The organism is Sorangiineae bacterium MSr11954, from assembly GCA_037157815.1.
In the GTDB taxonomy this organism is placed as follows: domain Bacteria; phylum Myxococcota_A; class Polyangia; order Polyangiales; family Polyangiaceae; genus Pendulispora; species Pendulispora albinea.
Genome location: CP089984.1, coordinates 582,313 through 605,931 on the forward strand (window position 1 = coordinate 582,313; position 23,619 = coordinate 605,931).

The following is a 23,619-nucleotide window of genomic DNA, read 5'->3' on the forward strand; positions in this document are numbered from 1 at the left end:
GTAGAATCAAGGGATGCCGGTGGCGGTCCAACGGGCCATGCGTGCCAAGGTTTGGTCGACCGCATTTTCCATCGTGCTCCTCGGCTGCACGCACCGCGGCGCTGCGCCGAACCTCGAGGCGCCGCCGGCACGCCCTGCGCGGACCATCGCGGACGACATGGCGAAGACACGGCGGACATCGCCGCCGGCGGCCCCACCGTTCTCTCCAACGCCTCTTCGAGCCATGTGGGCCATCACGCCGCCACGTTTGGAGGGCACATTCCATGTCGCAGCCGCCCCCGGGAGCATTTACATAGCGATCTGCCGGGAGCTCGACGTGCTCGTCGAAAGGCTCGATCCGCGCGGGGCGCTGGTGTGGTCGGCGCAAATTCCGGGGATGTGCGCGAGGTTCGCCGACGGATCGTCCCGACCGATCGCCGCCGCCACCGCCGATGGAATCGTGGTGGCGCTCCCCGCCATGGTGGATGGCCTCGTGGGAGCGCGGGTGCTGCGTCTCGACTCGGCGGGTGACATCGCGTGGGAGCGACGAATCCGTGGCGAGGTGCGCAACCTCGATGTAGCCGCCACCCGCGGGCGAATCGCGATCTGCTTCGACCACCCAACCTCGACATCGTTCGAGGGACGGCCGCTCCCGACCTCGGATGGCGATGGGATCGCGCTCGAATTGGACGATCATGGCGCCCGCGTGGGGACGTATGCCGCGCCGGCCACGCGATGCACGTACGACGAAGAATCCCATTTGTGGATGAGCGGCAGCGGCAGCGCCGAGCGCGTTACGGGGCCGCGCCGGCATATCGTACTTTGGCAAGCGAACGACAGCTACGAGGCGACCGCGTTCGAAACGGGCTGGGTCGTGCAGCAACGAGACAATCTCGTCTTCGTCGATCACGATGGTGCTCGCCCATGGCGGATCGATTGGCCGGCGGAAAATAGCGGCTGCCTCGTTCAACCTACCCCCATCGCGGCCACGGCGCAGCGCTTGCTCGCGAGCGTCTTTTTCTTCTGCCGCCCCCGGGGCGCAACGATGCATTTCGGCGACGTGACGATTCAATCCGAGCCCGGTGACGCGATCGTGGAGCGCGTGCTCGTGATCGACATGGATACCGTCACGATGCGAACGCGCGCGCAATTCGAGTTGGAGCATCCGCCGAAGCAAATGAACCGCTCGATGCACTACGTCCCGAGCTCCCACGGCGTCCTCGCTTATGGTCACTTCCAAGGATCGCTCGGCCTCGGCACGAACATCACATCGGGCCCGCCGGGCTATCGATGCGTGACGACATTACCGCGGGATGCGCAGACCCGGGGCTCCTACTCCACCGATGCCCCGTTTTGCAACGATGGCTATCGGCTCCGTACCGACTATCCGTCATGGCCCGTCGTGGCGTTATTCCCCGTCCCGTGAGCCTCCGAAACGCGGCGCGCGCCATGTCGTGGAAGTAAGCAAGTACGACCGTATCGTAGGAATGAATGTTCGAACCCGTACACGAGGACAAACTTCGCGGCCGTCGTTCGGACAACCTCCGGAGCGCACGCATCACGGTACCGTGCCCGTGAGCGCTCATCGGCCATTTCTCCCCTCTGGAGGGTGCTCGAAACCTTGACTTTTCTTTCGATACCGCAAGAAATAACCATCGGGGTCTCGATAAATGACGGATGCATCCACTCGGCGTCGCGGACGCCCTCGCAGTTTCGACACGGAGTCCGCGCTCGACAGCGTGGTGGAGGTGTTTCTGCGCAAAGGCTTTGGCGGCACATCGCTCGACGAGCTGGCCGCCGCCGCGGGCTTGAATCGCCCCAACCTCGCGGCCGCCTTCGGCGACAAGCGAACGCTCTATGTGGCGGCGCTCGAGCATTACCGCTCTCGGATGCGCGATCGGATGCAAACGGTTCCCTTCGGCCTAGGGCCCCTGCGCGCCGAGCTCGAAATCTACCTCGATTTCATCGCCTCGCTTTACGCCGGCGGCAACGCGGAGCAGCCGCTCGGATGTCTCGTGTTCGCGACGGCGCCTTCGGCGAGCGTCGAGGAGCCCGAAGTGCGGCAGGTCCTCGAGGACACCATCGAAGAGCTCGACGAGCGGCTCGAGCGCCGCTTCGAGCGCGCCGCGCAAGCCGGGGAGCTCCCCAGCAACGTCGAGCCGGCCGGACTCGCCCTCGCCATCTCGTCGCTCGTGCAGAGCCTCGCCTTACGTGCGCGCGCGGGCGCGAGCGAACGCACACTCCGAAAGCTCCACCGCCGCGTGCTCGATGCGCTCCTGCCGGCATCGCGACCACGGGCCGAAGAAGAACGCTCATTGAGCGAACGCCGCTCCGGCGTGCGCGCCCGCCCGCGCTGAACACGTCGCGCCGGAGCGGCGGCTCGTTGCTCGGTGGCGCAAAGACCGCGCAGGTCCGGAGCGGCGGCCACGTTGAGGCTTGGCAGAGGCACGAGGGGCAGAGTGCTCGGCCGCGAGCCGATCCACCGTGAAGAACGCGCCCGCGATGAAGCATGCGGAGGTGACGAATGGTTTCATGTGTGGAGCGTTGCCCGGTCTGATCGTCTACGCGATTCATGACCGGCGGTTGGTCATCGTCGTGGTCGACGTGGTGGACGAGACGAGCGCCTAGGTGGATCGATCGCGTCCGATCCCGCCATGGCATGGCGGCCCGTATCCGGGGACGAATCCGGAAAGGGCGCATGCGCGCCAGTCGCCCGCAAAAGAACGGCGGCCGCCTTTGCGGATCAACGACGACCGTGGAAGACGGCGTGTCTCGGTGTAAAGTCGCGAGATGCCGAGTGTATGCCCATGAGCTACGACCTTTTCTTTCGCGCGCGCGGTCCCCGGGTGCCGTCCATGGAGGACATGCGGACATGGTTCGAGAAGCGCCCGCACTACCTCTTCCATGGCACCGCCGACAGCGGCCAGGCGGGCTACGAAAATGAAGCCACGGGCGTCTATTTTCAATTCGACTTCGAGGCCGTCGATCACGATCCCGACGCGCCGCCCGTGCTGCCGATTGCGTTCAACATGAATTTCTTCCGCCCGCACGTCTTCGCCTTGGAGGCGGAGCCCGAGGTGGCAGCCTTCGTGCGGCACTTCGATCTCGGGGTCGAGGACCCACAGAGCGCCATCCCGAGCGCCGATTACGACACGGAGGGCTTCCTTCGCGGCTGGGACAAGGGCAACCGCGCCGCCTACCGCATCATGATCGGGGACGGCGCCCGACCGCCGAGGCAAGGAAACGATGCGTCGCTCTGGACATTGCCTTCGGCCGACATCGCCCGCACCTGGCGTTGGAACTTCGGCAAGGGTGCGCTGGCGGAGCGCATGGATCGCGAGCTCATTGCGTGCTTCGTCCCGACCATTTTGTACCTTCGCTCGGACATGGCGCCGGGGCGCGTGCTGCGCGCGGTGGCGTGGGATGGAAGCTGCGGCATCCTCCTGCCGGAGGTGGACTTGGTCGTCCGCAGCAGCGACGAAGACGGCTTGGGCTACATCTGGATGCAGGATCTCGCCGCCGCGCTGCCGCCCTCGAGCGAGTGGCCCGACCCCCGCGCCCGCGTGCTCTCCGAGGAGCTGCTCGGCGACGCGCACCGCGCGCGGATGACGAGCCTATTTCGCCCCTTCCAGGGCGCGCGGCTCGAACCGAGCCAGGTGCTCGATGCCGAGTTGGTCGCACCGTCGAGCGCGCGCTGACGAGAGGGCCCGCGCCCGGCGCGGGCCACTCCATTAGCTCGCGGCAGGGAATTTCTGCGCCATCCACGTTTGCCACATTTCCCTGCTCGCCAGGGCGCGCGATTCGGCGTCGTCGCCGTACAGGAAGACCGTCATGCTCGCATTGACGTGCTCTCCGGCGTTGTAGGTAGCGACGATGACCACGCCCGATGCGGGGGAGGTGAGCCGGAGCAGGACGTAGCGCTGCTTGTCGTCTTGGATGATGCGCTCGACGACGCCGGTCCATGCCTCCTGCTGTTCGGACACGCTCCGAACGTCGCCGACATCGGCGGCGCCGAGGCCGAGCTCGCCCGTGAGCTGCTTCCAGATCGCGAGCTCCTCGCCCTTCACCTGGTTCATGATGAGGAACGAGCTGGCCTTTTGCCCCGCGAAGTGGGCGAGGTAGAGGCGCAGCACCTCGAAGAAGGCCGGCCAGCCCTTCTCGAAGCCCTCGATCTGATCATCCCATTCGTCCGAGGAGCTGAAGAGCCAGTGCACCATGCGGACGAGGCAACGATCCCCGGCGCGGCTGGTGATGGTGATTTCGGTCGCGAGGGGCGGGGCGCCTTCGCTCCACCCGCGCTCCTCGTATTCGAAGCGGTGGGGCGGCTCCCATTTGGTCACTTCGCCGTTGCTGTTGCCGCTCGGGCCGAAGTCGAACCGAATCTTGCCACCGACCTTCTCCTCGATCTCTGCTTTGGTGAACCAGGCGGCGTAGCCGGGCCCCGTCGCCAGCGCCTGCCAAACGCGTTCCGGCGTACCCGGGGTCACGATCTCCATCTCGACCCAACGCTTGCCTGTTCCGTCTTTCTTGAGGGGCATCGCTCGTTCCTTTCACGATTTGGTTTCGGGGGCGGGATACGCCCCCACGACGAGTCGGTGCGGCCGTCCGTTTGGCGCGCGCTCGTTGTGGTAGCGCGCGGCCAGCGACGTGATCGCGTGGGTCAGATCGGCGGTGAACGCCGCGCGCTCGGCCGGCGACTCGAAGCGGATGACGGTGTCGATCGAGAGCGTCGCCAGGCGCTTGTCGCTCTGGCGCGCGCGACGCCATAGGTCGCCGACCTCGCGCACCGCGCGCGCGGCGAGCGCGATGAGGTAGCTGGCCGACAGGCGATCGGCCACGCGCTCCGGCGTGGCGGCGATGACGCCCAGCGCACCCGGCGAGACGACATAGGCCGAAGCCGTTGCGACCATGAGCCGCTCGGTGATGCCGCCCCACCGCCGCTCCTCCGCAGGCTCGACCAGCTTGGCCGCCTCCAGCGCGTGCAGGTGATAGTTCACCTTTTGCCGCGTAAGCCCGACCCGCGCGGCGAGCGTGGCCGCCGATGCCGGCTCCGCGAGCTCCCTCAAGAGGCGGTTGCGAATGGGATCCAGCGCGACCGTCGCGGCCGCCGGATCGTCGATGACGTCGACGTCGAGCATACCTGTTCGTAGCATTGACAAAAATATTTGTCAAACCCGGAGCAGGCCCTCGATCATTTGCCGCGCGCCGCCTGAAGCAGGTTGTCGCGGAGGGTGACGACGGCCTTTTGCATCTTGGGGAACTCCTCGGGCGACAAGCCGGTGGCCTTCACCAGGTTCATTTTCAGCCCTTTTTCACGCAAGCGGCGGCCCGCGTCCGTCAAGGTCACGAAGACCTGGCGCTCGTCCTCCGAATCGCGCTCCCTCCGCAAGTAGCCCATCTTCTCGAGCTTCTTCAGGAGCGGCGTGAGGGTGTTCGACTCGAGGAAGAGCTTTTCGCCCAGGCTGCCGACGGTCTGACGCCCTTCCTCCCACAGCGAGACGATCGCGATGTACTGCGGATAGGTCAGGCCAAGCTCTTCGAGGATGGGCTTGTACGCCCGGCCATAGGCGAGGTTGCACGTGTAGATCGCGAAGCATAGGAAGTCGGCGAGCTTGCGATCCGAACGCGATTTGGGGTTCGGCGGTGTCTTCGATTTGGGAACGCTCATGGATGGCTCTCGCGCAGGGGTCGATGGGTCCCCCATCGTACCGGTAGGATGGGTCGGATACGAGTGAATCGGACGCGATCTTAAAAAAAGCACCTGGCGATGAAACTCGTATGCGATTCAATCGTAACCGATACGAACCTGCTCTCCGAAAGGATCCAACGCCATGACATCCCTCGAAAAAGTCATTTACACGGGCAAAACGCGCACCTACGGCGGACGCAACGGCAGCTCCCGCAGCGACGATGGCCGCCTCGACATCGCGCTCTCGTCCCCCGGAACATCGGGCGGCGGGACCAACCCCGAACAGCTGTTCGCCGCAGGCTGGTCGGCTTGCTTCATCGGCGCGATGGGGCTCGCCGCCAAAGAGAGGAAGATCGCGCTCCCCGCCGACACCACCGTCGACGCCGAGGTGGATCTCGGCACCACGGACGGGGCTTACTTCCTCCGGGCTCGCCTCCATGTCCGCTTGCCGGGGCTCGCGCCCGAGGTCGCGCAGGCCCTGGTGGACGCGGCCCACCGAACGTGCCCGTACTCCAAGGCCACGCGCGGCAACATCGACGTCGCGATCGAGCTGGTGGAGGCGAAGTCTTGAGCCAGGACGTCGATCTCCGCCGCCGCCGCTTCCTCGGTACCGCGGCGCTGACCATGGTGGCTACGTCGTTCGGGGCGTTCGGCTGCGCGAAAGCCTACTCGGAGGAGCGAAGGCCCGCGTCACCCCCCATCAAGCCAGGAGCGCATACGTCGCTCGGTCCGATCCGGCAGATCGACGCCGGCCTTTTGAATGTTGGATACGCAGAAGCCGGCCCCGCCGACGGGCCGGCGGTCCTTCTTTTGCACGGTTGGCCCTACGACATTCACAGCTTCGTCGATGTGGCTCCTCTTTTGGCGTCGGCCGGCTACCGGGTCATCGTCCCACACCTGCGCGGCCACGGGACGACGCGCTTCCTCTCCGACAAGACGTTCCGGAACGCGCAGCAGTCGGCGGTGGCCTTCGACATCCTCGCCTTGATGGACGCGCTGCGCATCCCGAAGGCGATCCTGGCCGGCTACGATTGGGGGGGCGCGCACTGCCAACATCATCGCCGCGCTTTGGCCAGAGCGATGCAAGGCGATGGTCTCGGTCAACGGTTATCTGATCAACAATCTCGAACGCAACCAACGGCCGCTCCGCCGAAGGCCGAGCACGGATGGTGGTACCAATATTACTTTGCGACCGAGCGAGGCCGGGCTGGCTACGGCGCCTATCGTCGGGAGCTCGCGAACCTGGTTTGGAAGGTGAACTCGCCCAAGTGGGGCTTCGACGACACGACCTTCGAGCGCTCCGCGGCGTCGTTCGACAATCCGGATTACATCGACATCGTCATTCACAATTACCGCTGGCGTCTCAGCCTCGCCGCCGGCGAGCCACGGTACGACGAGGTCGAACAGCGGCTCGCGGCCGGGCCCGTGATCTCCGTGCCCACGATCACCCTCGACGGGGACTCCGACGGCGTGGCCCCGGCCACCGACGGCACCGCCTACGCCGCCAAGTTCTCGGGGAGACGCACCCATCGCATCGTGCAAGGCGCCGGCCACAACCTGCCGCAGGAAGCCCCGCAGGCGTTCGCCGACGCCGTCATCGAAGTCGACCGCTATTGATTCCGTCCCGATAACCGACTTCGCATCTTCCATCCATGACTCGGAACTCGAAATGAACAAGCATCTACGAAAAGGGTTGCTCTACGTGGGGGTCGCTGGCGCGGCGGGGCTCGCCGGCCTGTACTTCGTTCGGCCGCAAATCGGCCACCCGCCAATCACGGGCGACATCGCAGCGCCGGCCGAGGTCGAGTCCGTGCTGCGACGAGCGTGCTACGATTGCCACTCCAACGAGACCCACCTCGCGTGGTTCGACCATATCGGGCCCGCGCCCTGGATCGTGAGCCGGGACGTGCGCGCGGGGCGCGCGGCGATGAACTTCTCGCACTGGGATCGATTGAACGACGCTCAGCGCAGCGGCAAGTTGTTCGAGGCCCTGAATCAAATGCAGTTCGGGGCCATGCCGCCTCCCAGTTATGCCTCGCTCCATCCCGAGGCCAAAATTTCCGACCAGGACCTGGCCGCCTTGCGCAATTACCTGGTCGCGCTGACCCCTGCGCTGGCCGCAAACACGGCAGGCGCCGCGAGCACCTCCAGCGCCTCGAGCACGCAAGTAACGGCGGCGACGCTCGAGAGCTCGTCCCCCAAGGCTCCTACGGACGCGAAGCGCGACGTCGCGCCCTCGCCCAATGGCATTGGGTACCAGCCCGATTACAAGAATTGGGAGACGATCAGCGTCTCCGACCGTGTCGATCTCGGGCAGACGCGGGTCATCTTGGGCAACGACGTCGCCGTCAAGGCCATCGCCGACAAGCGCACCAACCCTTGGCCGGACGGCACCGCCTTCGCCAAGGTCGCCTGGTCACAGGTCACCGACGCCGAGGGCAACGTCCATACGGGCGACTTCAAGACCGTCGGATTCATGATCAAGGACGCGCGGCAATATGCATCGACATCCGGTTGGGGTTTTGCGCGCTGGCACGGCGAAGAGCTGAAACCCTTCGGTCAGGACGCCTCCTTTGCCGGCACCGAGTGCCTGAATTGCCACAAGCCCATGGAAAAATACGACTTCGTCTTCACCGCCCCCTTCAATCTCGCCAAGAAACAGCCATGAAATACCTCCTACCGTTCGCCGCCGCCGCGCTCTTGGCCGCGTGCAACACCGCCGGGCGGCCCGAAAATACGGACAACCAGGCGGCCTCGCTGCCCGAAACCTCGTCTCTCGCGCCTCATGATTGGCGTGTGGTCACCTCGTGGATCCATCGAAGCCATGGCACGATGTCCATCCTTTACGGCAATCCGGCCGCGGTCGCGCGCGCACGGAACGGTGCGCCCTATTCGGAGGGCGCGCGCCTGTCGTTGGTCACCTGGAAGCGCGTCCCGGACGATCGCTGGTTCGGCGCCTACATCCCCGGTGACGTGGTGTCCGTCGAAGAAGTCGCCGTGGCGGCGGACGCACCCGCCTATACCAAGTACGAAGGCCAGTCGCTGAAGAAGGCGGCCGCCGCCCCCGAGGAGGCTACCAAACGCGCCGCGTACATCTTGGCCCAGCACGCGTCCATCGTTCCATGAGAAATGCCATGAGAAACTCACGGCCCGTGAACGACGCCGGCAGCCGGCGCGAGGCCTCGCGAATCAGGGATCCTTCAAGTCCTCGCCCTTTTTCAGCGCATCGAGCGCCTTGGTGAGCGGCACCTTCGCCCACCCTCGTTCGCGTGCCACGGTCGCCTCCAAGGCGGAGATCGCGCTTCGAGCGCGAAATGCGACCAGCGCTTTGGCCACGTGGAGGCGGACGTCGGGGTCGTCGTGCTTCAAGAGCTCGACCAAATCGGGGACGGCCTCCACGGCTCGGAGCTTCACCAAGGCGTGGCACGCTTGCTCCACATCGTGGACGGTTCCGCCTCGAAGCACGCCGCGAAGGTCGGGAATGCTGCCTTTGTCGCCGATGTCCGACAGCCAATACATGGCCGCCTCGCGCGCGTTCTCGTTGCGTGCGCCGAGCAGCTTGCGCAAACGAGGGATCGCGTCCGGGCCCACGCTTTTGACGAGGCCACGTACAAAAGGCAGTACCTCCCAGAGGCCGATTCTCGGTTTGTTCTCCATCAAGGCCGATTCGACGACGTCGAACGCGAGCTCGGTCTCCCGGCGGGAGAGACCGAATACCATGTCGTCCGCCGTCTCCGCGTCCGCCTGCAGGTAAAGACGGAGTTTGTCCGGATCCGACGCGACATTCGCCGCATACGCACGGCGCGCCGCGCGCTGGACCATGGGATCCGGATCGGTGAAGAGCGGCACGAGCAGCTCCGAGGCCCGCCGGGTTTCGATGCTGCCGAGCCCCATCGCGGCCGCTTGCCGGGTCTTCGCGTCGGGAGAACGGGCAAAGCCCTCGAGCCGCTCGAGATCACCGCCCTCGGGTCGCGTGCCCAGCGCGCGGATCCCCGCGCCGCGCAGCTCTTCGTTCGATGATGCGAGCGCCGCGCGCGCCAGACGATTCGCATCGGGGTGCCCGGCCGTTGCCAGCGCGGTCAGCGCCTGCGCGCGAACGCCGAACGTGACCTTGTCATCCGACGCCACCCGCGCGAGAAAGGGCGAGCGCGCCGGATCGCCACGCTCGGGCAGCAGCGCGTCGAAGGCCAGGAGCGCGATCGAGGTGTGCCGGATCACGCAGCCGCTCTGCGTGGCGACGGGCGTTGCATCGGCAAGCAATGGATAGACCCGCTCCATCGAAGATGGGATCTCCACTGCCGCGAGCTGCACGAAGTAGCCGCGGACCACGGGGTTCTCGTGCCGGGCCAGCGCGATCTGCTCGGCCGGTGACGTCTCCGCGACGGCGCGCTCGTACGCGGTCCACACCGGACTGCGGCCCCCATCCGGACCGATGGCCTCGCTCGTGATCCGGCCGAACGCGGCCATCCGGTCGACCTCCTCCCGCGCGCGCCGCTTCGATACGAGCTTCTCCGTCGGACGAAAGTCGTTGGGGTACGGTGTTGGCGAGGGCGCATCGATGCTCGAGGGTGGAAAAGAAACGGAGTCCCCCATCGACGCGGGCGAGCTTTCCCGCACGCCCGCACGCGCACAATTCGTCAGCAGTCCAAACGCGAGCCCCAACCAAAGCACTCTCATCCACCTTGAGTTTTGACAATACTTTCGATCGATAGCTACGTAATTCGTCCACGAACGACGCGAAAGCGCCGAGGGCGTCCCCCGCGAGCCCGCGGGTGCGAAGAATGTGGAAAAGACGCCAAACAATCGACGTTTCGTGCCAATCCCTTGTTCGGGATGACGCGCACCTTACCGACTCGCTGCTTCACGGCGCCAGGATGGCGCGGTGGCAGGAGAGTGAAATGCGTTCTTCCCATTTTGGCCGGCTGCTCGCATTGGGCATGGCGATTCCTTCTTTCGTGGCATGCAGCAGCGCGGGCCAAGACAATGACTCGGCTCCGTCGAGCGCGTCGCATGAATCGAGCTTGATCAACGCGCCCATCGACACGGCGCACCCCTTCGAGGTCGGCGTTTGCACCGGGGTGCTCAACACCGATCCCGCCAAGGGGGAGGTGGGCGCCTGCGTCGGTACGGCGAGCTCGCGATGCAGCGGCTCGTTGGTGGCCCCGAACCTCGTGCTCACCGCCCGCCATTGCGTGCACCAAGGCATCGAGCAAACGCCTTTCTGTAACAGCTATCTTACGACGAACCCGGCCAAGCCGGGCGGCGTTCGCGTGAGCACGGATCCGTCCATCAAGGTCGGAGGCCCGCGCTTCATCGAGGTATCTCGCATCGTCGTGGCCGAGGGGAACAATGGCTGCGACGATGACGTCGCGCTTCTCGTGTTGTCGCAAAATATCAATGACGTTGAACCGGCTTGGGTGGATTTGCATCGCAATCTGGTCAGCCATCCGCCCGCGGACGGCAAGGCGGCGGTCGTCGGACGCGGGGTCATCGATCGCGCGTACGATCCGGTGACCCACAAGCTGGTCCGAAATGACGATGGCGACCTCAAACGGCGTGTGCTGACCAATGTTCCGTTCATCGGGGCGGGTGTGGGGTACGCGATCCCCGACTTCGAGCAGCCGAACAACGAGCTGCCCTCGACGGAGGGCATTTTCTTGATCGGGCGCTCGACCTTGTCGGGGGACTCGGGTTGCGGTGTTTTCCTCAATGACAACTTCGCGACCAAGCCGACCCTCATCGGCGTGCACTCCGCCGGTGGGTTCGGGCTCGATGGGGAGAGCTCGGGGAGCCTCAACGTCCGCCTCGATCGGCACCGCGCGTGGATCGTCTCCGCCGCCCTGCAGGCTGCGCGTGAGGGCAATTACACGGCGCCGAGCTGGGCGAGCACCGTATCGACGTGCTCGAGCGCGGGCGGTACCTGCCGCAAATCCCAATGCAGCGCCGGCGAGCGCTCGGACTCCGATCTCCGCTGCGGCATAGACGCTGCCTGCTGCGTGCCCCAGTGATCGAGGCCATCGGAGCGCCGTAGCGCTCAGCGCACCGCGCGCAATGCCCGCCCGATATCGGCCATCAACGCGCGCATGCGCTCGGGCTCATGGTGGGCCTCGGTGTACACCAGCGCGATCCGCAGCCGCCCGCGAAGGGTCGTGACGACGAAGAACGGCGGCGGCGCCGTGCCCGTGACGAGGAGCTGAATGTCGACGAGCTCGAGATCGTCCGGCATCGGGGGGGCCGGGAGCGGCCCGAGGTTGGACACGAGCATGGTCGTGCGACTGTGAATGTCGCCTGGCAGCTTGGCGCTCGCCAGGAGAAATTTCTCCGGGAAGCTCGACGCGCGCGCCGCGTCCATTTGCGGCTGGATCGCGCGCGCGAGCTCGACGGCGTCTTCATCGCCGCGCGTGCTCACCGAAACGGTGGCGAACCCGACGCACAGGCCCGCCACATCGGCGGGCAGCGGTGGGTGGAGGCGCGCGCGGAGATCCACGGGCGAGTCGCATGTGATGGTGTGCGGCGCGGTGGAGGGGTCGAATCGGGTGCGCAGCACCGTCATCAAAGCACCGCACACCAACGTGTGAATCGAGACGGCGTGGGCGCGCGCGACGGCGAAGAAGGCATCGGTCGCCGCGACGTCGAGCTGGGCGATCGCGGTGCGCGTGGTATCGGGGCCCGGATCCGGGCGGGTCGGCAGGACGGACGGCGGACGCGCCTCGGCCAGACGCGCGATCAGCTCCGCCACCTCGGCTGGGTCGAACCGATCCTGGAGCCGGACCTCCATGGGCAGCGCCGGCGCGCCCGCGGGCTTGGATGCCGCTGCGTCGCCGCCCGTGTAGATGGTCCAAAGCCGCTCGTTCATCGCGACCAAATACCGACCATCGCCAATGGCGTGATCGATGGCCAAGGCCACCTCGGTCCGTTCGCCATCCGGCGAAATCGAGAGTTGCGTGAGCGCACGTGCGCGTTCCAGCGGCGTATGGATCGATGTGTCCAAGGTGGACTGGACGACGTACTCGCCTGGGGCGCGCGCCGGGCCGTCGCGCAGCACATAACCCTGGCCATCGTGCACGATGGTGGCAGCGAGCCGGGGTTGTTCGCTCAGCAAAAGGCCGAACGCGCGTTGGAGGCGCTCGGCATCGACCGCGCCGGCCACGGTGGTGATGGCGAAGATCGCCCTCACGCCATCGTCGATGATCCGGGCTTCGCTCGGGGATAAATCGCGCTCAGGCATCGTGGGGATCCGTTTGCCAATCGCGATCGGCGGACAGGTAGATGAGGGGCAAGCTCAGGGCCGATACGGCGCCCTTGACCGCGAGGTTGACGACGAAGATGGACCACACCGAAGCCCACGGCAATGTCAGGGGGTGCTCCTTCAAAAAGGGCAAGGCGCCAAAGGCTCCCACCGCGAAAACCACGTTGTCCACCGGGACCGAGACCGCGTTGGAGAGCGCCACCCGGGCCCATTGGTAGCGCGTCGTCACCCGTCGAACGAACCAGTGGTACACCTCGGTGTCGAGCAGCTCGCTCGCGATCTCGGCCAGGATGGAGGCCACGGCGATGCGCCACAGCGGCCCGAGCACGGCGGCAAATTCGTTGCCCAAGGTATAACTGGGATCGCTCGGCTGGCGGGCCACCCATTGAAGGTACGCCGCCATGGCCAAATTGACCGCGGCGGCCGTGAGCACCAATGTACGGGCGGCCCTCCGCCCCAATGCCTTGTGGACGACGTCCCGCAACGTAAATGTAATGGGATAAATCCACGTGCCCATATCGACGGCCAACCCGAAGACCGTCCCAATCTTGACGCTGGTGATATCGGCCACCACCTGCGCCCCGACATAAGCGCCGACGGCCGCGACGCCGACGCGCGATACGGTTCGATTCGATGTCATGATTGGAGATCGCGAAAAAATTCGGCGATGTCGGCCGCGACCAGGTCGGGCTGCTCGATGGCCGCAAAATGACCGCCGCGATCGAACGTGGTCCACCGCTGGACCCGATAGAGTCGCTCGGCGAACTCACGGGGTGGCTCGCCCTCCGTCACGGTCTGACAAGGGAAGACGCCGAACGCGGTGGGGACGTCGACGAAGGTGGGCTGCACGCCATGAAAACGATTGTCGTAATAATCGCGCATCGACGAGGTGATGGTCTCGGTGGCCCAATAAATGGTGAGCAAGGTGCACAGAAAGTCATTGGAGGGCATGGTCCCGGTCCACGAGTGCCATTTCTCGAGCAGCCACGCCGCGAGCCCCGCCGGAGAATCATTGAGCGCGTAACCGAGCGACTGCGGCTTGGTGGATTGAAGCGCGCTGTAGCCGTACTCCACCTCGAGCCAGCGCTGCTTCTCGGCGACGTACGAACGTTCCGCCTCGGACAAACCGGGCGCGTCGTGCGGCGCGCTCAACTCCATGGTCGTCAGGTGAAGCCCGATCACGGACTCCGGATGATCCATCGCTAGAAACGACGCGACGCCCGCGCCGAAGTCGCCGCCACCGGCGCCGTAGCGCGAATAGCCCAGCTCCTGCATGAGCGCGTGCCAGCGATCCGCAACGAAGCGGTAATTGACTCCCAGTCGCGGTGGCCGCGGCGAGAAGCCGTAACCGGGCAGGGAGGGAATGACCAGATCGAACGCGTCGAGGTGCCGGACCAGCGCCAGGTATTCGGCGAAGCAGCTCGGCCAGCCGTGCGTGAGGATCAGCGGCAGCCCTCGACCCTCGCGGGCCCGCACGTGCACGAAATGAATCCCGTCCCACATGAAGTGGGGAAACGTGTTCAACCAACGCTCTTGCGCGCGCCAGTCGAACTCGCCGCCCCAATACGCGAGCATGGTGCGCAGGTACGCGCGCTCGGTCCCCTGCGTCCAGCCGACATCGGGTATCTGATCGGGCCAGCGCGTCGCCTCGATGCGGGCCCGCAAGTCATCCAGCAAGGGCTCGTCGACGTGGATGGAGAACCGTTCGATCATGAACGCCAGACTACTCTTCGTGCTCGGGTGAGCAACCGGGCCATGGCCATCGAAGCCCTAGTGGCGTAGTGGATCGAGCAACGCGGCGAGGTATGTCGCGGTAAGGAGGCGGCCGTTCATCACCACGGCCGTGATGCGGCGCGTGTTGCGGATGTCGGCCAGAGGATCGGCGCCGAGGAGGACCACGTCGGCGGCCTTGCCGCGCTCGATCGAGCCCAGAGCATGGGCGACACCCAGCGCGCGCGCGGGCTCGAGGGTCGCGCTTCGAATCGCGACCAAGGGCGGTATGCCGGCCTCGACGAACAGTTGCATTTCGTCGTGCAGCGCGAAGCCGGGGACCACGTACGGATCGCCCACGTCGCTGCCGACGAGCAGGTGAACGTCCGCGCGATGGGCCTTTGCGGCGAGGGGACCGAGGGCCGCGTGCAGCTCGAGCTCCATGGCGTCGAGCGGTGGCTCGGGCTCTGCCCATCGGCGTTCGAGCACCGCGGGCACATAGTGGACCCCGTCGAGGCGCGCAACGGCCTCGCGCTTCAACGTGTGGCCGCGCCAGGATACCAACGTGGGGGTGAACCAGACGCCTGCGCGCGCCATCGCCGGGAGAATCGCCTCTGCATCCGACTCGGGGGCGCACACGAACGCGAATCGGGCGTGGGCCGGATCCGCGCGAATTCGCTCGCGCACGCGTTGGTCGCAAGGAACCATGTCATTTCCGTGCTCGATCGTGCGCTGTCCTCGGGCGACCGCGGTCAGCGCGGGGTATTCCTTCCCCAGGTGGCCCGCGAACGAGAGCCCCTGTTTGCGGCTCTCGTCGGCGAGCGCGTCGTATTGGGCGCGCGATAGCCCGCTATGTACTTTGATGAAATCGACGCCGATGGCTTTCAATCGAGCCACCCCGTGGCGCACGTCGTCCGGAGACGAGAGGACCCAGCTGTCGTCCCATTCCTCCCCGCGCCCGTCTATCTTTGGGCCGGGGGAGAACACGCGCGGCGCGAGGCCTCCCGAGCTGCGGAGCTCCCTCCAGCGGGTGATCTCGGCGAAGGCGCTCCCCATGTCGCGCACGCTGGTGACCCCATTGGCGACCAAGAGCCTTATGGCGTCCACCCCGATTTGCGACACGTGCACGTGCGCGTCCAGAAAGCCCGGTACCGCAAAGCGGTTCGAACCCTCGAGCACCGTCGCGCCCTCGGGGATGGCAAGCTCGTTCGAGGGGCCGACATCGGCGATTCGCGCACCGTCGATGACGATGGTCATATTCGGGCGAGCCCCGCTGGTCGGGTCGATCAATGTCACGTGCGTGATCGCGAGCGCGTGCCGCGCGGCTGCCTTGGCGACCGCGGGCGCCGCCGGGGCCGCAGCCTCATGGCACGCCGGGGCGGCACCGAGCATCATCACGATGGGGAGCAAAAGACCTTGGAGCGTTGCGTCGTAAAATCGGGTCGGCATGGGATGCGTTCGTTCGCCGGGTCCGAGCTGGACGGATCCGCACATTGTACATGGGCGCCGCGATGGTTCTTCGTTCTCTCTCCTGGCGACCCTCGCGTCCCGTCGATTTCCCTCGAGAACCGTTCCGCCTTCCGTCGCATCAATCCGCCGGAAAGGTGAGCTCGAATGTCGTCCCGAGCTCATTGTGCACGGAGACGGTCCCCTCCAGCTGTTCGGCGAGCGTGGATACGAGCTGCAGCCCGAGCGAGCCCGTTCTTCGAAAATCGGTATCGGCGGGCAAACCGATCCCGTCGTCCCTCACCGAGAGCCGGAGGAAGCCACCCCCCAGCCGCGAAAGCGTCACCCGAATGGTCCCGCAACGTCCGTCCGGAAACGCATGCTTGAGCGCGTTCGTCATCAGCTCGTTCAGGACCAGCCCGCACGGGATCGCCCGATCCACCGCGATCGTCAGATCCTCGACGGCGAGCTCCAACGAGATATTGGCCGGCGCGATACCGGCCGCGTGGAGCACATTGCCCGCGAGGCTCTTGGCGTACTCCGAGAATGGCACGCGCGCATAATCTTGGAATTGGTAGAGCTTCTCATGGATCAGGGCGATGGCCTGCACGCGCGTCTGGCACTCTTCGAGCGCGCTGCGGCTCGCGCGTTCTTCGAGCTTTCGTAATTGAATGTTGATGAGGCTCGATATGACCTGGAGGTTGTTCTTGACGCGATGGTGCACCTCCTGGAGGAGGATCTCCCGCTCTTTGAGCATGGCCGACAACTCGGCGGTGCGGGCGCGCACCCGCTCCTCCAGCTGGGTGTTGAGCACGCGGAGCTGCTCGAGGAGCCCCTCTTTTTCCCGCTGGGAGCGCTTGTACTCCGTGTGATCCAAGATGAAGACGATGCACTCGTCGCGGCTCCCCTCGAGCATCGCCACGCCAAAACGATCGGGATCCGCGTCCCGTCCTTTCGAAGGTATTCCTTCTCCCACGGCCGCGCGATCCCCGTCGCCCGGAGCTGCCCGATCGCGCGTTCGTCCAAGCTCCGCCATTCGGAGGGTGTCATGTCCGACCATCGGACCTTGCCTTCGTGAACCTCCTCGCGCGTGTACCCCACCATGTTCAAGAGCGCGCTGTTGGCCTCCAAGATGTTTCCATGCAAGTCCGCCGTCATCACCCCGATGATGCCGGCCTGCTCCAGGCTGCGAAAGCGGCTCTCGCTGCGGCGTAGCGCGCCTTCGATCCGCTCGCGTTCGAGGATTTGTTTGCCCAGATCCTCGTTGGTGCGCGAGAGCTCGGCGGTTCGCTCCCGAACGCGGCTCTCGAGCACTTCGTGCGCTTTTCGCAGCTCCTCGTTCGCCCGCGAGAGCTGCTCGGGCGTCGGAATGGTCAGCGCTTTGGGGACGAGCCTCACGAGGAGAATGGCCGTGGGCACCGAGGCGGCCGCCGTAACCGCTTTGACGATGCCGGACAACCGATATACGGGGGTCCACAGCGTCCATATTTCCATGTAGTGGGTCGCCCCGCACGCGACGATGAACAGGGCGAAGCAGAGAAACATCCAGTTGAAGGGGAGGTCCCTCCGCTTTCGTACGACGTAGTAGAGCGTGAATGGGATTGTCGTGTACGACAGCGCCACGAGCGCATCGGAGATGACGTGCAGCCAGACGATCTCGGGGCTCCACAGGTAGCAGTGACCGTGGGGCATGAACCCGTCGGACGAGAAGAGGCGCCGTAGGAATTCCAGCATGGGTCGGCCTCCACTAGGCTACCGCGTCCGTCTCTGGACGGTTATGGGCGATCGACGTCCTGCTCGGCCATCCATCTAAGCCGTGTGAGCCGCCCCCGAGTTGCCCAGCTCAGCTCCACGCGCCGCGCCTCGGCGCGCAGGCCACCCGGTTTCGCCCCTCGCGCTTCGATTGATAGAGGGCCGCGTCGACGGCGTCGACGAACGCCGCCGTATTTCCATCGAATGACTTCGAATAGGCGCAAAGCCCAAAACTCGCAGTGACGGGGCTCGGCTCGCGAATGGATGCAATCGATTGCCGCAGCCTCTCCGTGAGCGCGACGGCGGCTTCTTCGCTGACGTCGGTGAACAGGATGCAAAACTCGTCGCCGCCGCAGCGGGCCACGAAGTCGGTCTCGCGGACGTTGTCCTTCAAGGCTCGGGCGACCTCCACCAGCGCCTGATCACCGGCGCGATGACCCAGCCCATCGTTGATTCGTTTGAAGTCGTCGACGTCGCAGAGCACCATGGCAAACGCCCGGCCTCGTTCCCCCTCGGCCACCATTTGCCTCAGACGCTCTTTGAAGGCGCGATAATTCCCGACCCCGGTGAGCTCGTCCGTCGTCGCCAGCTCCGCCAGGTGCGCGTGGAGCCCGCGAATTTCGGAGTCCGAGCGACGTTGCTCCGTAATGTCGTGCAGGTGGAGCACGGCGCCGACGGTGCGCCCGATGCGGTCCGAGATGGCGGTGATCGAATAGCCAAAGCTTCGACCCGTCGGCCCCTCGGCGCCTTCGCCATGGCGCGTGAGCCCATCGTTCAAGACGGCTTCGACCCGATCCGGCAGCTCGGTGCCGAGCGCAGCGTCGACGCTCCGGTCGCCCGCCTTCGGACAGAGGAGGAGGACCAGCGATTTCCCTTTTGCTTCGGCGTGCTTCCAGCCGGTCAGGGTCTCTGCCGCTGCGTTCATCTGCACGATACGCGACTGCGAATCCAATGTGACGATCCCATCCTCGATGGATGCGAGCGTATCCCTGAGCAGCGCTTCGCGGCTGCGCAGGTCCTTCTCCATCTCGTGCCGATAAATGGATACTTCGATGGCGCTTTTCAGCTCCGTGGTCTTGACGGGTTTGAGCAAATAGCCGTGCGGCGCCGTCTTCTTCGCCCGCGCGATGGTGGCGTCGTCGGCGTGGGCCGTGAGGTAGACGAGCGGGACGTCGAACTTCTCGCGAAGGATGGCGGCCGTGCGAATGCCGTCGAGCTGGCCTTTGATGCGAATGTCCATCAGGATCACGTCCGGGCGCTTCTCGCTCGCCCGCGCGAACGCTTCGTTGGCCGACGATGCAATCGCGTATGCGTCGTATCCGAGCGCAGTCAACATTTGCTGAAGATCCATGGCGACGATTCGCTCGTCTTCCACGATGAGCACCGAATATTTCCGCATCTCTCACTGTGCCATGGGCCAAACGACGACAAGAAACGGGCCCGCGAAATTAGGTGCGCGCACGTACGACAGAGCAATGGGGCGGAAGAGCCATGTGTCGATAGCCCAGCAGCCGATCGGCTAGTGGCTTTGGAGCGTGACCGCTTACACTGACACTGAGGTTGCTTGGGTAAGCAGCTCGCGGCAGACGAGGTGGACTCGAGGGGGAAACCAAGGCGATGCCCAGTGACATGAAGGGCCGTGCGGCCGAGCGCCACGTGAGAGGCTCCGGGAGGAAGACGGACGCCGGGGGCGGCGCCGGGAGGTGGGTCTTGCGCTCGTTTCTCGTCGCGGCGATTTACTGCGCCGCGGGGAGGCTCGCGCTGCTCATGGCGATACCGCCCGGCTACGCGACCGCCGTGTGGCCCGCCGCGGGCGCCGCGTTGGTGTTCATCCTTTTGTGGGGCCCGCGGATGGCGCCCGCCATTTTCGTGGGCTCGTTCTTCGTCAACGCGGGCACGTCGTTCGACGCGAGCAGCAGCGCGGCGTTGGCCGAGTCCATCGGGATCGCCATCGGCATCGGGGTCGGCGCAGCCGGCCAGGCCACCGTAGGGGCGCTGCTCATTCGCAAATTCGTGGGGTTCCCGACGGCGTTGGAGGCCAATCACGATATCGCGAAGTTCATTTTTCTGGGCGGCCCGCTGCCCTGCCTTTTGAGCCCGACCATCGGTGTGACCACGTTGTGCGGGTTGGGGGTGGTTCCTTGGGCCAACTTCGCCTTCAATTGGTGGACGTGGTGGATCGGCGACGCCATCGGTGTCTTGATCTTCGCGCCGCTCACCCTCTTGTTCATTCCTCGCCTCGATCCTCTTTGGCGCCGCCGTCGCGCGACCGTCGGTGTCCCGCTGCTCGTCGGTTTTGCGGTGGTCACCGGCCTCTTTCTGAGGGCGAGCGCCTGGGAGGAGACGCGTCTGCGCACCGAGTTCGAGCGGCGAGCTACCCCGCTGGCGCACGCGCTCGAAGCCAGGCTCTCCGAATACCAAGGGGTCGTGGGGTTCCTTTCGAGCTTGTTCGAAGCTTCCCCCGATGTCAGCCGCGCGCAATTTCGCGAGTTCTGTCAGCGCGCCTTGAGAAAATATCCGGGCATCCAAGGGCTAGGCTGGAATCCTCGCGTGGAAGACGCTCGAAGAGCCGAGTTCGAAGCCGCCGCGAGGCGCGACGGTTTGTCTCATTTCGAGATTACCGAACAGGATCCGGAGGGTGTGCTGCGACGCGCCGCGGCCCGCGCAGAATACGTACCCGTGTACTATTTGGAGCCCGAAGAGGGCAATGGGCCCGCGGTCGGCTTCGACATCGCCTCGGAGCCGGACCGCCTGGAGGCGCTGATCCGAGCGCGCGACTCGGGTGAGCTGAGCGCGACATCGCGGGTGACCCTCATTCAAGAGATAGGCGGGCAACAGGGCGTCCTATTGGTCGCCCCCGTCTTCGCGCCCGCGCGCGATGGTGCGCCGACGCGCGCCTCGCGACCGCTGCGCGGTTACGTGGTCGGCGTTTTTCGAATCGATCATGTGATGGAAACGGCGATGAAGAGCGTCGACCACGAAGGGCTCGACTTTCGAATCCTCGACGAGGACGCCCGCGACGAGGATCGGACCGTGTACGCGAGCCGGCAAACGAGCGCAGGCCCCAGCAGGCGCGCGCAAAACGACCATGGCGTGAGCTCGAGACGTTGGCGCGACTCGTTCGACTTCGGGGGGCGCCGCTGGACCTTGGAGGTCACGGCGTCGGCGGCCTATCTGGCGGTGTATCGTAGCTGGCAATCGTGGATGGTGCTCGCGGGCGGCCTCCTCTTCGTCGGCATCCTCGGCGTCATGCTGCTGATGGCGACGGGCCGAGCCTCTCAGGTGCAGCGCACCCTCGCGGAGAGCAGCGCGGAGGCCATTCGCGCGTTCCAAGCGGAAGAGAAGTTCCGATCCACCATCGAAGCGGCATCGGCCGGAATGCTCATGGCCGATCAGACCGGAAAAATCGTGTTGGTGAACGCGCAGGTCGAGCGTTTGTTCGGCTACGCGCGCGAAGAGCTCATCGGGCGATCGGTGGAGATCTTGGTCCCCGCCCAATCGCGCGGCCGGCACCCGGCTTACCGGGCCAAATTCTTTCAAGAGCCCGAGGCGCGGCCCATGGGCGGAGGGCGCGAGCTATTTGGAATACGCAAAGACGGCTCCGAAGTGCCCGTCGAGATCGGGCTCAATCCGATGCGCACCGCGGACGGGGACTTCGTGCTCGGCTCGATCGTCGACATCACCGCGCGCAAGATGGCCGAGGCCACCCTCCGTGAGAGCGCCGAGCGGTTCCGTACGCTCGTGGACGTCTCGGCGCAGATCGTCTGGACGGCGGGGCCCAGCGGCGAGGTGGTCGAGGACTCGCCCTCGTGGCGGGCCTTCACCGGCCAGACCTACGAGCAATGGCGGAGCGGGGAATGGTTCGAAGCCTTTCATCCCGAGGATCGGGATCGGGTGGCCGCGCTCTGGGAGAGCGCCATCGCGACCAAGTCGGCGATCGACACCGAGTACCGCATCCGGCACGTGAGCGGAGAGTGGCGCTGGACGGCCGCCAGGGCCGTCCCGCTTTTGGACGGGGAAGGCCGCGTGCGCGGCTGGATAGGAATGAACAGCGATATCACCAACCGCAAACGCGCGGAGTACGAGCGCGACCAGCTGCTGAAGGAGCTCCAAAACCTGAACACGCAGCTGGAGGCGCGGGTCAGCGCGCGCACCGCCGATCTGTCCAAGGCGCTCCGGGAGCGCGAGGTGTTGATCCAGGAGATTCATCATCGGGTGAAGAACAACCTGCAGGTGATCTCCAGCATCATCAACATGCAGATGCGAAAGCTCGACGCAGACAGCAACCGCGACGCGCTGGAAGAGTGCCAGACGCGCGTGCAAGCGATCGCGCTCATTCACGAGAAGCTCTATCAATCCAAGGACTACTCGCGGGTCCCGTTCTCGGAGTACGCGCGAAGCTTGGCCATCAACGTGTTCGAAGCGACCGGCGCGTCGCTCACCAGCGTCACCTTGGATCTCGCCATCGAGGATCTCGCGCTGGCCGTCGACCGGGCGATCCCTTGTGGGCTGGTCTTGAACGAGCTCATCACGAATGCCTTGAAGCACGGCTTCCGAGATGGCCGCCAAGGAACGATTCGGGTCGAGCTGGCAAAGCTCGAGACCGGGCAACTCCGAATGGCGGTAAAAGACAATGGGGTAGGGTTGCCGACGGATCTCGATATCCGAAGATCCGACTCCTTGGGCCTCCAGCTCATATGCACGCTGTCGGAGCAATTGGACGCGGAGCTGGAGGTGAACGGCGGGGGCGGGACGTCGTTTCAACTCACCTTCGCCGCAGATGGCGGCGGCCCATGAGCACGCGCGGACCCCAACGCCGGCGATGATGCGGGCGATTCAGCGATCGGCTCCGCGAGCTGATGCGGCATGTGAAAGCGACGAAATGTGGTGCGCGTGCACGCCGCCAGCGGTAGCTCGTCGCTCAGCGCGATCAGCGACTTCATGAGGTAAATGGTCCGCGCGCCCATGGCATCGAGCGCCATCAACGCCGATCCGAGGGGGCCCAGCAAGAGCCGGGATTCGACATTGGTGTAGTGGCGCGAATTGCGGTCGACGCCGCCGTAATAATACTTGAGCAGATCGTTGGGCCCAAAGACGAAGAAGTCGGCGGCGGAAAATTTCTTGATCTGCAAGAGGTTCGCGGGGACTTCGAGGGTCGAGCCCACGCGGCCCGGGCGCTTGGTTCGTCGTTCGAAGAACGTATCGATGCGCTCGCGCAAGCGCTCGAGCTGCGCGGGGAACTGGACGAAGGGAACGAGGATGTCGACGGGCAGCCCCTCGCGGAGAAAGGCGTCGACCAGGCGCAAGTCGAGCTCGAGGAGGCGCGGATCGTCCAAGAGCCGCTGGGCGCCGCGCGATGGCTCCTCCCCCCGGCTCTCCTCGGGGAGGAAGCCGAAGTCGTCCGGGTTGTAGTCGCAGAGGCGGTAGACGATGGACCGCGCCTCGACGGACCGAAAATCACGCACGGTCGTCTCGATCCACCGCTCGGCATCGGAAAATCGAAACTCCGCGCGGCCGACATAGCGCAGAATCAAAAATTCGCTCCGGAGGTTCAGTGCGCAGCCACGCAGGTAGCTGGCCGGAAAGGACGAGACGATGTAGTCCTCCGGGTGCACGGACTGCATGAGCCGCGTCCTCGTCTCGCGCACATAGCGGCGATCCAACAGCGTCTCTTTGAGGATGATGTCGCCGTGGCTTCCGTCGACGGAGCGGGCCCGAGCTCGGAGCAGCTCCTCCTCCGAGAGGGTCCCCTCCGTGAGTTGTTTCACGAACTCGTAATCGGCTTTCACGGGGC

General features: G+C 65.5%; 21 protein-coding genes. 10 read left to right on the forward strand and 11 right to left on the reverse strand.

Going from position 1 to position 23,619, the window contains the following annotated elements:
• Positions 1-13 precede the first annotated feature (13 nt).
• The 4 genes from LZC94_02375 to LZC94_02390 all read left to right on the forward strand — a co-directional run bounded on the left by LZC94_02375 (position 14) and on the right by LZC94_02390 (position 3,677).
• Positions 14-1,405, forward strand: a complete 1,392-nt coding sequence (locus LZC94_02375; protein ID WXB16126.1) for a hypothetical protein — start codon at positions 14-16, stop codon at positions 1,403-1,405.
• Positions 1,406-1,649: 244 nt separating this feature from the next.
• Complete coding sequence (locus LZC94_02380; protein WXB16127.1) at positions 1,650-2,336, forward strand: TetR/AcrR family transcriptional regulator; 687 nt, start codon at positions 1,650-1,652, stop codon at positions 2,334-2,336.
• 127 nt (positions 2,337-2,463) lie between these two features.
• Positions 2,464-2,607 (forward strand): hypothetical protein, encoded by a 144-nt coding sequence (locus LZC94_02385; GenBank protein WXB16128.1) that lies wholly within the window; start codon positions 2,464-2,466, stop codon positions 2,605-2,607.
• 179 nt (positions 2,608-2,786) lie between these two features.
• A complete protein-coding gene (locus tag LZC94_02390; protein WXB16129.1) occupies positions 2,787-3,677 on the forward strand; it encodes a hypothetical protein in 891 nt (296 codons plus the stop codon).
• A gap of 33 nt (positions 3,678-3,710) precedes the next feature.
• Here the strand turns inward: LZC94_02390 and LZC94_02395 are convergent, their stop codons facing one another.
• From LZC94_02395 to LZC94_02405, 3 genes are read right to left on the reverse strand one after another with little or no spacing between them, the layout of a single operon-like run.
• Positions 3,711-4,517, reverse strand: a complete 807-nt coding sequence (locus LZC94_02395) for an SRPBCC domain-containing protein (protein ID WXB16130.1) — start codon at positions 4,515-4,517, stop codon at positions 3,711-3,713.
• 12 nt (positions 4,518-4,529) lie between these two features.
• On the reverse strand, positions 4,530-5,117 hold the full coding sequence (locus LZC94_02400) for a helix-turn-helix domain-containing protein (protein WXB16131.1): 588 nt from the start codon (positions 5,115-5,117) through the stop codon (positions 4,530-4,532).
• Between the two features lie 53 nt (positions 5,118-5,170).
• The gene (locus tag LZC94_02405) at positions 5,171-5,647 is read right to left on the reverse strand and encodes a MarR family transcriptional regulator (protein WXB16132.1); all 477 of its coding nucleotides are present in this window, start codon (positions 5,645-5,647) and stop codon (positions 5,171-5,173) included.
• Positions 5,648-5,810: 163 nt separating this feature from the next.
• On the opposite strand from LZC94_02405, the gene LZC94_02410 reads away from it, so the two are divergent.
• Genes LZC94_02410 through LZC94_02425 form a run of 4 tightly spaced genes read left to right on the forward strand, consistent with a single transcriptional unit; the run spans position 5,811 to position 8,794 of the window.
• A complete protein-coding gene (locus LZC94_02410; protein WXB16133.1) occupies positions 5,811-6,239 on the forward strand; it encodes an organic hydroperoxide resistance protein in 429 nt (142 codons plus the stop codon).
• Positions 6,236-7,285, forward strand: coding sequence for an alpha/beta hydrolase (locus LZC94_02415; GenBank protein ID WXB16134.1), 1,050 nt, complete (start codon positions 6,236-6,238; stop codon positions 7,283-7,285). Before LZC94_02410 ends, LZC94_02415 begins: the two co-directional genes overlap by 4 nt.
• Positions 7,286-7,337: 52 nt before the next feature.
• The gene (locus LZC94_02420; GenBank protein ID WXB16135.1) at positions 7,338-8,336 is read left to right on the forward strand and encodes a heme-binding domain-containing protein; all 999 of its coding nucleotides are present in this window, start codon (positions 7,338-7,340) and stop codon (positions 8,334-8,336) included.
• Positions 8,333-8,794 carry a cytochrome P460 family protein gene (locus tag LZC94_02425; protein ID WXB16136.1) on the forward strand — a complete coding sequence of 154 codons (462 nt, stop codon included), beginning with the start codon at positions 8,333-8,335 and terminating at the stop codon, positions 8,792-8,794. Before LZC94_02420 ends, LZC94_02425 begins: the two co-directional genes overlap by 4 nt.
• 63 nt (positions 8,795-8,857) lie before the next feature.
• On the opposite strand, the gene LZC94_02430 is transcribed toward LZC94_02425, so the two are convergent.
• Positions 8,858-10,345 carry a HEAT repeat domain-containing protein gene (locus LZC94_02430; GenBank protein ID WXB16137.1) on the reverse strand — a complete coding sequence of 496 codons (1,488 nt, stop codon included), beginning with the start codon at positions 10,343-10,345 and terminating at the stop codon, positions 8,858-8,860.
• A gap of 221 nt (positions 10,346-10,566) precedes the next feature.
• On the opposite strand from LZC94_02430, the gene LZC94_02435 reads away from it, so the two are divergent.
• Positions 10,567-11,676, forward strand: a complete 1,110-nt coding sequence (locus tag LZC94_02435) for a trypsin-like serine protease (protein WXB16138.1) — start codon at positions 10,567-10,569, stop codon at positions 11,674-11,676.
• 26 nt (positions 11,677-11,702) lie between these two features.
• On the opposite strand, the gene LZC94_02440 is transcribed toward LZC94_02435, so the two are convergent.
• The 6 genes from LZC94_02440 to LZC94_02465 form a co-directional block, all read right to left on the reverse strand.
• Positions 11,703-12,896 (reverse strand): hypothetical protein, encoded by a 1,194-nt coding sequence (locus LZC94_02440; protein WXB16139.1) that lies wholly within the window; start codon positions 12,894-12,896, stop codon positions 11,703-11,705.
• Positions 12,889-13,557 carry a queuosine precursor transporter gene (locus LZC94_02445; protein ID WXB16140.1) on the reverse strand — a complete coding sequence of 223 codons (669 nt, stop codon included), beginning with the start codon at positions 13,555-13,557 and terminating at the stop codon, positions 12,889-12,891. The genes LZC94_02440 and LZC94_02445 overlap by 8 nt, the downstream gene beginning before the upstream one ends.
• Positions 13,554-14,630 (reverse strand): epoxide hydrolase, encoded by a 1,077-nt coding sequence (locus LZC94_02450; GenBank protein ID WXB16141.1) that lies wholly within the window; start codon positions 14,628-14,630, stop codon positions 13,554-13,556. The genes LZC94_02445 and LZC94_02450 overlap by 4 nt, the downstream gene beginning before the upstream one ends.
• A gap of 57 nt (positions 14,631-14,687) precedes the next feature.
• Entirely contained in the window at positions 14,688-16,076 is a 1,389-nt protein-coding gene (locus tag LZC94_02455) for an amidohydrolase family protein (protein ID WXB16142.1), read from the reverse strand.
• Positions 16,077-16,215: 139 nt separating this feature from the next.
• Positions 16,216-17,133, reverse strand: a complete 918-nt coding sequence (locus LZC94_02460) for an ATP-binding protein (GenBank protein ID WXB16143.1) — start codon at positions 17,131-17,133, stop codon at positions 16,216-16,218.
• 783 nt (positions 17,134-17,916) lie between these two features.
• Positions 17,917-19,224, reverse strand: coding sequence for a diguanylate cyclase (locus tag LZC94_02465; GenBank protein WXB16144.1), 1,308 nt, complete (start codon positions 19,222-19,224; stop codon positions 17,917-17,919).
• Positions 19,225-19,535: 311 nt separating this feature from the next.
• Here LZC94_02465 and LZC94_02470 point away from each other — a divergent pair, with 311 nt between their 5' ends.
• On the forward strand, positions 19,536-22,622 hold the full coding sequence (locus LZC94_02470) for a CHASE domain-containing protein (protein ID WXB16145.1): 3,087 nt from the start codon (positions 19,536-19,538) through the stop codon (positions 22,620-22,622).
• Here LZC94_02470 and LZC94_02475 read toward each other — a convergent pair.
• On the reverse strand, positions 22,586-23,614 hold the full coding sequence (locus LZC94_02475; GenBank protein WXB16146.1) for a hypothetical protein: 1,029 nt from the start codon (positions 23,612-23,614) through the stop codon (positions 22,586-22,588). The two genes, LZC94_02470 and LZC94_02475, sit on opposite strands and share 37 nt — an antisense overlap.
• Positions 23,615-23,619 lie beyond the last annotated feature (5 nt).

Coding starts and splice junctions, on each gene's coding strand:
- LZC94_02375 (WXB16126.1), top strand. CDS start 14: ATGCCGGTGGCGGTCCAACGGGCCATGCGTGCCAAGGTTTGGTCGACC.
- LZC94_02380 (WXB16127.1), top strand. CDS start 1,650: ATGACGGATGCATCCACTCGGCGTCGCGGACGCCCTCGCAGTTTCGAC.
- LZC94_02390 (WXB16129.1), top strand. CDS start 2,787: ATGAGCTACGACCTTTTCTTTCGCGCGCGCGGTCCCCGGGTGCCGTCC.
- LZC94_02395 (WXB16130.1), bottom strand. CDS start 4,517: ATGCCCCTCAAGAAAGACGGAACAGGCAAGCGTTGGGTCGAGATGGAG.
- LZC94_02400 (WXB16131.1), bottom strand. CDS start 5,117: ATGCTCGACGTCGACGTCATCGACGATCCGGCGGCCGCGACGGTCGCG.
- LZC94_02405 (WXB16132.1), bottom strand. CDS start 5,647: ATGAGCGTTCCCAAATCGAAGACACCGCCGAACCCCAAATCGCGTTCG.
- LZC94_02410 (WXB16133.1), top strand. CDS start 5,811: ATGACATCCCTCGAAAAAGTCATTTACACGGGCAAAACGCGCACCTAC.
- LZC94_02420 (WXB16135.1), top strand. CDS start 7,338: ATGAACAAGCATCTACGAAAAGGGTTGCTCTACGTGGGGGTCGCTGGC.
- LZC94_02425 (WXB16136.1), top strand. CDS start 8,333: ATGAAATACCTCCTACCGTTCGCCGCCGCCGCGCTCTTGGCCGCGTGC.
- LZC94_02430 (WXB16137.1), bottom strand. CDS start 10,345: ATGAGAGTGCTTTGGTTGGGGCTCGCGTTTGGACTGCTGACGAATTGT.
- LZC94_02435 (WXB16138.1), top strand. CDS start 10,567: ATGCGTTCTTCCCATTTTGGCCGGCTGCTCGCATTGGGCATGGCGATT.
- LZC94_02440 (WXB16139.1), bottom strand. CDS start 12,896: ATGCCTGAGCGCGATTTATCCCCGAGCGAAGCCCGGATCATCGACGAT.
- LZC94_02445 (WXB16140.1), bottom strand. CDS start 13,557: ATGACATCGAATCGAACCGTATCGCGCGTCGGCGTCGCGGCCGTCGGC.
- LZC94_02450 (WXB16141.1), bottom strand. CDS start 14,630: ATGATCGAACGGTTCTCCATCCACGTCGACGAGCCCTTGCTGGATGAC.
- LZC94_02455 (WXB16142.1), bottom strand. CDS start 16,076: ATGCCGACCCGATTTTACGACGCAACGCTCCAAGGTCTTTTGCTCCCC.
- LZC94_02460 (WXB16143.1), bottom strand. CDS start 17,133: ATGGTCGGACATGACACCCTCCGAATGGCGGAGCTTGGACGAACGCGC.
- LZC94_02465 (WXB16144.1), bottom strand. CDS start 19,224: ATGCGGAAATATTCGGTGCTCATCGTGGAAGACGAGCGAATCGTCGCC.